The organism is Xanthomarina gelatinilytica, from assembly GCF_000348685.1.
Lineage (GTDB): Bacteria > Bacteroidota > Bacteroidia > Flavobacteriales > Flavobacteriaceae > Xanthomarina > Xanthomarina gelatinilytica.
Genome location: NZ_ANLA01000022.1, coordinates 26,424 through 35,505, shown reverse-complemented (window position 1 = coordinate 35,505; position 9,082 = coordinate 26,424). Strand labels below are relative to the sequence as shown.

The 9,082-nt window shown below is 34.9% G+C and carries 8 protein-coding genes; 4 read left to right on the top strand and 4 right to left on the bottom strand.

What is annotated here, in order from left to right:
- Positions 1–722 precede the first annotated feature (722 nt).
- The 4 genes from thrS to rplT all read left to right on the top strand — a co-directional run bounded on the left by thrS (position 723) and on the right by rplT (position 3,963).
- Positions 723–2,660 (top strand): threonine--tRNA ligase, encoded by a 1,938-nt coding sequence (thrS, locus tag D778_RS12975; protein ID WP_040492511.1) that lies wholly within the window; start codon positions 723–725, stop codon positions 2,658–2,660.
- A gap of 28 nt (positions 2,661–2,688) precedes the next feature.
- The gene (gene infC, locus D778_RS12970) at positions 2,689–3,243 is read left to right on the top strand and encodes a translation initiation factor IF-3 (RefSeq protein ID WP_202898532.1); all 555 of its coding nucleotides are present in this window, start codon (positions 2,689–2,691) and stop codon (positions 3,241–3,243) included.
- A 63-nt stretch (positions 3,244–3,306) separates the two neighbouring features.
- Positions 3,307–3,504: a 50S ribosomal protein L35 gene (gene rpmI, locus D778_RS14465; protein ID WP_081602646.1), complete on the top strand. Its 198-nt coding sequence runs from the start codon at positions 3,307–3,309 to the stop codon at positions 3,502–3,504.
- Positions 3,505–3,618: 114 nt separating this feature from the next.
- Complete coding sequence (gene rplT / locus D778_RS12965) at positions 3,619–3,963, top strand: 50S ribosomal protein L20 (RefSeq protein ID WP_007651475.1); 345 nt, start codon at positions 3,619–3,621, stop codon at positions 3,961–3,963.
- Between the two features lie 67 nt (positions 3,964–4,030).
- Here rplT and D778_RS12960 read toward each other — a convergent pair whose 3' ends face one another.
- The 4 genes from D778_RS12960 to D778_RS12945 all read right to left on the bottom strand — a co-directional run bounded on the left by D778_RS12960 (position 4,031) and on the right by D778_RS12945 (position 9,066).
- Positions 4,031–5,215 (bottom strand): hypothetical protein, encoded by a 1,185-nt coding sequence (locus tag D778_RS12960; RefSeq protein ID WP_007651473.1) that lies wholly within the window; start codon positions 5,213–5,215, stop codon positions 4,031–4,033.
- A 138-nt stretch (positions 5,216–5,353) separates the two neighbouring features.
- The gene (locus D778_RS12955; protein ID WP_040492507.1) at positions 5,354–6,376 is read right to left on the bottom strand and encodes an AI-2E family transporter; all 1,023 of its coding nucleotides are present in this window, start codon (positions 6,374–6,376) and stop codon (positions 5,354–5,356) included.
- Positions 6,377–6,406: 30 nt separating this feature from the next.
- A complete protein-coding gene (gene dnaB, locus D778_RS12950; protein WP_007651469.1) occupies positions 6,407–7,945 on the bottom strand; it encodes a replicative DNA helicase in 1,539 nt (512 codons plus the stop codon).
- A gap of 167 nt (positions 7,946–8,112) precedes the next feature.
- Entirely contained in the window at positions 8,113–9,066 is a 954-nt protein-coding gene (locus D778_RS12945; protein WP_007651466.1) for an acetyl-CoA carboxylase carboxyltransferase subunit alpha, read from the bottom strand.
- Positions 9,067–9,082 lie beyond the last annotated feature (16 nt).

The following is a 9,082-nucleotide window of genomic DNA, read 5'->3' as shown; positions in this document are numbered from 1 at the left end:
GGTGCAAATATAAAACCCTTTTTTTATCCATGCAATGTTTTTTTTGCTTTTTTTGAAAAAGTTTTCCAACCATCCCAAAACCACCGAAAAAAAACACGTAACGCAAGAACTTGTTGCTCTCCAAAAAACATCCCGGTTTTTTGAGGGTGCAAATATAAACCCTTTTTCCTTACTTCAAAGCTATTTTTTATATTTTTTGAAAGTTTTTTCGAAACACCCAAAAAAAACAAAAAACAACCTGTAAAAGAACTTCACCTAAACGTATATCCCGTTTTTAGCGAGTGCAAAGATACAACCCTTTTCCTTTATCAAACAAACTTTTTGCCAAGTATTTTTTAAAGGATTTGCAGCTGTTTCTTTTAGAAGGAGTTAGCTTGTGTTTTTTTTAGCTTAAGTTTCTTTTAAGCGTTAAGGATTGAAACGGCATCCTTTTTTTTAAGGATTGAATTGTCTTGTTTTTTTATTTTAAGAACTAAAGACTGAGATGGGATATATTTATTGAGATGGGTTTTATTTATAATGTTTAAAAAAAAGATATAGTGTAAAGCCTGACCTTTTGTTGCACAAAAGGGAACGCCCTAATCTTAATGCTTAAGTATTGATGGTAATTTTATATACAAGACAAAAAATATAGGATGCTTTAAATTAATACCTATATATATATTGTATGTGATTGTTTATCCTATTATCTTTGCATCTTATTTTACTTTAAAAGATTTATGATGATACAGATTACATTGCCAGATGGTAGTATTAGGTCGTTTGAAAAAAACACGACAGCAATGGAAGTTGCCAAAAGCATTAGTGAGGGATTTGCCAGAAATGTTATTTCGGCTAAATTTAACGATACAGTTATTGAAACCACCACTCCTTTGACTACCGATGGCTCTTTAATCTTATATACTTGGAATGACGATGAAGGCAAAAAAGCTTTTTGGCACTCATCTGCACATATTCTAGCTCAAGCTATTGAGGAGCTGTATCCAAATGCTAAATTATGGGTAGGTCCTGCTATTGAAAACGGGTTTTATTACGATATAGATTTAGGTGAAGACTCTATATCCGACAAAGACTTTAAACGCATTGAAGACAAGATGCTTGAAATTGCCAGGGGAAAACATGAATTTAAGATGCGATCTATTTCCAAAGCAGAGGCCATTTCTTATTACAGAAACAAAAACCCTTACAAAGTAGATTTAATTGAAAATCTTGAGGATGGAACCATTACATTTTGTGATCACTCTACTTTTACCGATTTATGTCGAGGTGGCCATATTCCTAACACAGGAATTGTTAAGGCTGTGAAGATTTTAAGCGTAGCAGGTGCCTATTGGAAAGGGGATGAAAACAACAAACAATTAACAAGAGTCTATGGGATTTCCTTCCCAAAGCAGAAAGAGCTTACAGAGTATTTGGAACTATTGGAGGAGGCCAAAAAAAGAGATCACAGAAAACTTGGCAAAGAACTGGAGTTGTTTACTTTTTCTCAAAAAGTAGGTCAAGGGCTTCCGTTGTGGCTTCCAAAAGGGGCTGCTTTACGTGAACGTTTGGAAAACTTTCTAAAGAAAGCACAAAAAAAAGCTGGTTACGAAATGGTTGTGACTCCTCATATTGGACAAAAAGAACTCTATGTAACTTCTGGACATTACGCGAAATATGGTGCAGATAGTTTTCAACCCATACACACCCCAAAAGAAGGGGAAGAATTTTTATTAAAGCCCATGAATTGTCCGCATCATTGTGAAATATACAATAGTTCTCAATGGTCTTATAAAGAATTGCCGAAACGTTTTGCCGAATTTGGCACTGTTTATAGGTATGAACAAAGTGGCGAATTGCATGGTTTGACCCGAGTAAGGGGTTTTACCCAAGATGATGCCCATATTTTCTGTACACCAGAGCAATTGGACAAGGAATTTAAGGATGTGATAGATTTAGTACTTTATGTTTTTGGATCATTAGGCTTTGAAAACTTTACAGCTCAAGTATCATTGAGAGATCCAGAAAACCCTGAAAAGTACATTGGTGAAGATCATTTATGGGAAAAAGCAGAGCAAGCCATTATTAATGCTGCCAAAGACAAAGGATTGAATTTTGTTGTGGAAACAGGTGAAGCAGCTTTTTATGGCCCAAAATTGGATTTTATGGTTAAAGATGCCTTGGGGAGACAATGGCAACTTGGCACCATACAAGTAGACTATACCCTTCCAGAACGTTTTGATTTAACCTATAAAGGCAGCGACAACGAATTACATAGACCTGTAATGATCCATCGTGCACCTTTTGGGAGCATGGAACGTTTTATTGCCATTTTACTGGAACATACTGGAGGAAATTTCCCACTATGGCTCATGCCAGACCAAGTTATTGTGCTCTCAATAAGTGAGAAATATGAAAAATACGCGAAAAAAGTTTTAAATGTGTTAGAAAATAACGAAATTCGCGCCCTAATTGATAATAGAAATGAAACCATGGGGAAGAAAATTCGGGAAGCCGAAATGAAAAAAATCCCATACATGGTGATAGTTGGAGAAAACGAGGAGCAAGAAAACAAAATTTCGGTTCGCCAACATGGTGGTGAAGATCTTGGCATGATTACTGTTGAAGGTTTAACCAATATTATTAATGAAGATATAAAAAAATCATTAAAAACATTTTAAAAATAAGTTTAACTAAAATTATATAGCCATAGCAATACGTAGAAGAAAACAAGTCACAAGACGAGTAAATCAAGAAGATCAGCACAGGATTAATTCTAAGATTAGATCTGAAAAAGTGCGTTTAGTAGGTGATAACGTTGAAGTTGGGATTTACCCAATTAAGGACGCACTTGCCATAGCAGACGAACAAGGTTTAGATCTTGTAGAGATATCTCCTAAAGCAGACCCACCAGTTTGCAAGGTTATGGATTATAAAAAGTTTCTTTATGAGCAAAAGAAACGTGAAAAAGCTTTAAAATCTAAAGCGAGCAAGGTTGTTGTTAAAGAAATAAGATTTGGTCCTCAAACAGACGACCATGATTATGAATTTAAAAAGAAACATGCTGAGAAATTTTTAAAGGAAGGCGCAAAACTAAAAGCGTTTGTGTTTTTTAAAGGTCGATCGATAGTGTTTAAAGAGCAAGGACAGATTTTGTTATTAAGATTAGCCCAAGATTTAGAAGAATTAGGCAAAGTTGAACAAATGCCTAAATTGGAAGGTAAACGTATGACCATGTTTATTGCTCCCAAAAAAACAAAATAATACCTGAACAACTGTCAGGTTTAAGATAATAAGTGAAATAATAATCAAAACTAGGAGAACAAGATGCCTAAAATGAAAACCAAATCTAGTGCCAAAAAACGTTTTAAATTAACAGGTACTGGTAAGATTAAAAGAAAGCACGCTTTTAAAAGTCACATCTTAACAAAGAAGTCTAAAAAGCGTAAGTTAGCATTAACTCACAGTACTTTAGTACACCCGAGTGATGAGAACAACATTAAAGAACAATTACGATTAAAGTAATCGCGTTCGGTTAAATTAATTATAAACCCTGGAGTTGGGCAATAAAAGTATTCGAAATTCAGACATTATAGTTAAGAATTATTGGGTCGCCTACTACAAAAAACAATTTAAATTATGCCAAGATCAGTAAATTCTGTAGCAAAAAGAGCCAGAAGAAAAAAGGTTCTTAAACAAGCAAAAGGTTACTTTGGACGTCGTAAAAACGTTTGGACAGTAGCAAAAAATGCGGTTGACAAAGCGATGTTATATTCGTATAGAGACCGTAGAAACAAAAAAAGAACATTCCGTGCCTTATGGATTACGCGTATTAACGCTGGAGCCAGAGAACATGGATTATCTTATTCTCAGTTCATGGGGAAATTAAAAGCTAATGACATTGAATTAAACCGTAAGGTTTTAGCAGATTTAGCTATGAACAACCCTGAAGCTTTTAAAGCTGTAATTGATAAAGTAAAATAAGGCGTTTCGCCTATTGTATAACATATTTCACTTATAAATAATCCGATTCTTTTGAATCGGGTTTTTTTTATGTCTTTTGTTTCTTTTTACGGGCTGCTGGAAATAAAACATTGTTTAAAATAAGTCTGTATCCTGGTGAAGTAGGATACAAATCCAGTTCGGTTTTTGGGTCGCCAACTTTATGTGTATAATCTTCAGGGTCGTGACCACCATAAAACGTAAAAAACCCTTTTCCTTTTATTCCATGTATGTATTTAGCTTCACCATTGGTTTTGTTTTCGCCCAAAATCAGCACATTGGATTTTATTTGATCTCTGGTAAATGAGGTTGTTTGTCCCATAAAGCCTTTTACCAACGCTGTATGGTTTTGGCACAACATGGTTGGTATTGGGTCCCATTTTGCAGAAAAATCCATTAAGGTAAAATAATCTGTCATTTTTGGAATCTGTCTTTTTTGGGTCATATCTATGGAAGAAAACTCATATACCAAAGGGTTTCTTTCTAGGGTGAAATCTTTAAAAGCAAAGGTTTTATTATAGTTTATTTTAGATTGGTAATTGGCTTCACTGGCATCTCCATCAAACATAGGCTCGCAAATATCCACTCCTTCTGCAGACAGAGCAATGTCAAAACTATCAGTTGCACTGCACATGGCAAACATAAAGCCTCCTCCTATTACGTAGTCCCTTATTTTTAAAGAAACAGCCAATTTTTCTTCAGATACTTTTGCAAAACCCAATTTAGCTGCCAAAGCTTCGGCTTCTTTCTTTTCATCTATATACCAAGCTGAAGTTCTATAATTTGCATAAAATTTGCCATATTGTCCTGTAAAATCTTCGTGATGTAAATGTAACCAATCGTATAAAAGCAGAGCATCATTTAGCACTTCTTCATCGTAAACGGTTTCATAGGGAATTTCAGCATAGGTTAAGACCATGGTTACAGCATCATCCCAAGGTAGTTTTCCTTTAGGTGTATAAACAGCAATTTTAGGTGCTTTTTCCAAAACCACAGCTTCCATATTTTTACTTGGGCTGCTTATTTCCTCTAAAATGGATTCGGCTTTGGCATTGGATAGAGTTTCAAACGAAACACCACGAATCTGGCATTCACGTTTAATTTCCTCTGAATCTGGAAGCAAGAAGGAGCCGCCTCTATAGTTTAACAACCATTTTACCTTCATTTGCTTTTCCAAAGTCCAATAGGTAATTCCGTAAGCCTTTAAATGGTTTTTCTGGCTCTCGGCATCCATGGGAATAAGGATGTAAGATGCAAAGGATTTTACGGAGAACAATAAAACAACTATAAATATTAACTTTTTCACAGTTGAAATATACTTAAAAATAGTTCTTTAAAATGGGTTTTAAATAATTTTTAACCAAAAACCAAGCTATTTACTATTTCCTGAAAGGATATCGGACAAGACTTTGGTTTCAGGAAACTGGTCTAAAATAATTTTAATGAACACAGTAATGGGAATGGCCATAATTAAACCCGGAACACCCCAAATAAAACCCCAGAGCATGAGCATGACCAAAACAGTAATTACGTTTAAAGAAAATGATTTTCCCATAAAAATAGGTTCCAAAATGGATCCAAACAAGACTTGAACTCCTGTAATGGAAAGGATGAAAAAGAACAGGGTACTTGTTGGGTCCAACTCTATAAAAGCAAAAATAGACAACAAGATAACGGTTATGATGGAACCTACCATTTGCACAAAATTGATAATAAACGCAAAAAGTCCCCAGAAAATTGGGAAGCTCACATCAAAAAACACACAGGCCAAACCTGTTCCTATACCTGTTGCCAAACTAATAAAAAACTTAACCTTAATGAATTTAATCAGGTCTTTTTCAATTTTAAAAAAGGTTTTAAGTGAGGTGTGTCTTTGTTTTAAAATAGTACTGTTCAATACCTTTTGAATGTTAATGGACTCTGCAAGCCATAAAACCACAAAAAAAGTGGTCATAAGTACCATGGTAAGTGTACGTTGAATAAAATTGATACTATCCCCTATGTTATCTTTGGCAATAAATTGTTTTAGAACGCTTTCCTTATCCTCCAATTTAAAACCAAAGGTTTCTTGTGCCAATAGGAATAAGTTGTCAAATTTTTCTTCAGCTTTAGAAAAGAACTCGGTATCAGAATTTAAAATTTCACGACTTGAGATTTGAATGAGTTCTACACCAATTTTCATTCCAGCAGCTATAATTAAAACCACAATAAGTATGCTAATAGGTTTAGGGATGTTTTTTTTGCCCAACCAACGCATAATTGGTAAAAACAGCAAGGCAATAAACATTGAAAACACCAATGGAATGAATATAAATGAGAGGATTTTTAACAAGTAAAAAATTAACGGGACAACAATTACTAGCAATAATATGTTTGTGGTTCTTAATTTATCCATAAGATTTAGGCTCTAAAGAAACTTGGGTTGTTAAAATGGTACGTCGTTGTCTTCCTCAGGAGCATCAAACGCATCATTTGCTGATGGAAATGTATCTGGTGAAAACGTATTATCGTTGGCTGCTGCATTCATTTTAGAATGAAATTCCTGACCAAAGGGTGTATCAAAATCATCTAAATTGTCGAATTTCCCTAAATGACCAATAAACTTTAAACGGATGTTATCCAAGCCTCCATTTCTGTGTTTGGCTATAATAAACTCTGCCTGCCCTTCAGTAGGAGTGCGCTCTTCATCATCCCATTCGTCTATTTTATAATATTCAGGTCTATAAATAAAGGATACAATATCTGCATCTTGCTCAATGGCTCCAGATTCACGTAAATCTGAAAGCAAAGGCCTTTTACTGCCACCACGAGTTTCTACAGCACGGGATAATTGCGATAAGGCAATAACCGGTACACTCAATTCCTTTGCAAGGGCTTTTAAGTTTCTGGAAATGGTTGAGATTTCCTGCTCTCTGTTTCCTCCTTTTTGGCTTCCTCCAGCTGTCATTAATTGCAAATAATCTATAATTATCAATTTTATACCATGTTGTGAGGCCAGACGTCTTGCTTTTGCCCTTAAATCGAATATGGAAAGCGATGGAGTATCATCAATGAACAAAGGCGCTTTTTCAAGGCTTTTAACCTTAACATTTAACTGTTCCCATTCGTGTTTTTCTAGTTTTCCAGTTCTAAGTTTTTCTGAAGACAAACCTGTTTCACTGGAAATTAAACGCATGATCAATTGTACAGATGCCATCTCCAAAGAAAAGAAAGCCACAGGAATACTTTGATTTACCGCAATGTTTCTTGCCATGGACAAGGTTAAAGCTGTTTTACCCATACCAGGTCTGGCAGCAACAATAATTAAATCGCTTTCTTGCCAGCCAGAGGTTAACTTATCCAATTTAGTAAAACCGGAAGGGATACCACTTAAACCTTCTTTATTTGAAATTTCTTCAATTTTCTTTTTAGCCTGTATTACCAATTCCTGGGCCGTTTCACTTGATTTTTTTATGTTTCCTTGAGTGACTTCGTATAATTTTGATTCTGCACGATCCAACAAGTCAAAGACATCTTGTGTTTCATCGTAAGAATCCTCAATAATTTCACTGGAAATTTTAATCAAGCTTCGCTGAATGTATTTTTGTAAAATAATACGTGCATGAAACTCGATATGTGCTGAAGACGACACTTTTTGGGTTAAGGAAATGAGGTAGAAATCACCACCAACCAAATCCAATTTTGAATTTTTCTTTAATTGGCTGGAAACGGTTAATAAGTCGACAGGTTCACTGTTTTCGAACAACTGAAAAACAGCTTCAAAAATGTGCTGATGCGCTTCTTTATAAAAAGCTTCAGGGCTTAGAATGTCAATCACCTCATCGACACCTTTTTTATCAATCATCATGGCGCCTAGCACAACTTCCTCTAAATCAATAGCTTGAGGAGGTATTTTACCACGTTCTAGATTAATAATCGTGCTTTTATCTACTTGATATCCTTTTATTTGGTTTGGTTGTTTCATGTTTACGAAAGTAGCTAAATTGAAAAGATTAACGATGTGTAAATCTATCTTGATTGTCCACCATAAGTTAACAATTTAACTGTTAATAACTTAAAAATATTGTTAATAAGCATAAAAAAATCTGAAATAAGACATTTCAGATTTATGTTTCATAGGTTTTAAAAGAACTAGCCTTTAAAAACGCCCATATCCATATATTTTTCCATGCGTTTTTTTACTAAATCTTTTGGTGATAAGTTTTTTAATTCGTCATAAGATTTAAGGATGGCACTTTTTACTGCCAAATATGTTTTTTCCCTATCGCTATGTGCTCCACCTATTGGTTCTTTAATAATATCATCTATTACCTTAATGCTTTTACTGTCTTTGGCTGTAAGTTTTAGGGCTTCGGCAGCTTGTTCTTTATATTCCCAACTTCTCCAAAGGATGGACGAACAGTTTTCGGGTGAAATAACAGAAAACCAAGCATTTTCAAGCATAAGAAACTTATCTCCTACTCCTATTCCCAAAGCTCCTCCAGAGGCACCTTCACCTATAACGATACAGATTACAGGCACTTTTAATCTGGACATTTCCAGTATGTTTCTGGCAATGGCCTCACCTTGTCCTCGTTCTTCAGCTTCCAATCCTGGATAAGCACCTGGAGTGTCTATAAAAGTAACTACAGGTATGCCAAATTTTTCAGCTGATTTCATTAAACGGAGGGCTTTTCTGTATCCTTCTGGGTTTGCCATCCCAAAGTTTCTATATTGTCTTGTTTTAGTGTTATACCCTTTTTGCTGTCCAATAAACATAAAGCTTTGGTCGCCAATTTTACCAAGACCACCAATCATGGCTTTGTCGTCTTTTACATTTCTGTCTCCATGTAGTTCCAGAAACGAATCTCCACATAAGGCTTTAATATAGTCTAAGGTATAAGGTCTGTTTGGGTGTCTGGATAATTGAACACGTTGCCAAGGCGTCAAGTTTTTATATATATCCTTTTTGGTGGCAATAAGTTTTTTTTCTATTTGTTTACAGGTTTCAGTTACATCTACTTCGCTTTCCTGACCTATAACCTGGCATTTTTGTAATTGTTCCTCTAGTTCTTTAATAGGAAGTTCAAAATCTAAATATTCCATTGGAAATTGTAGTTTG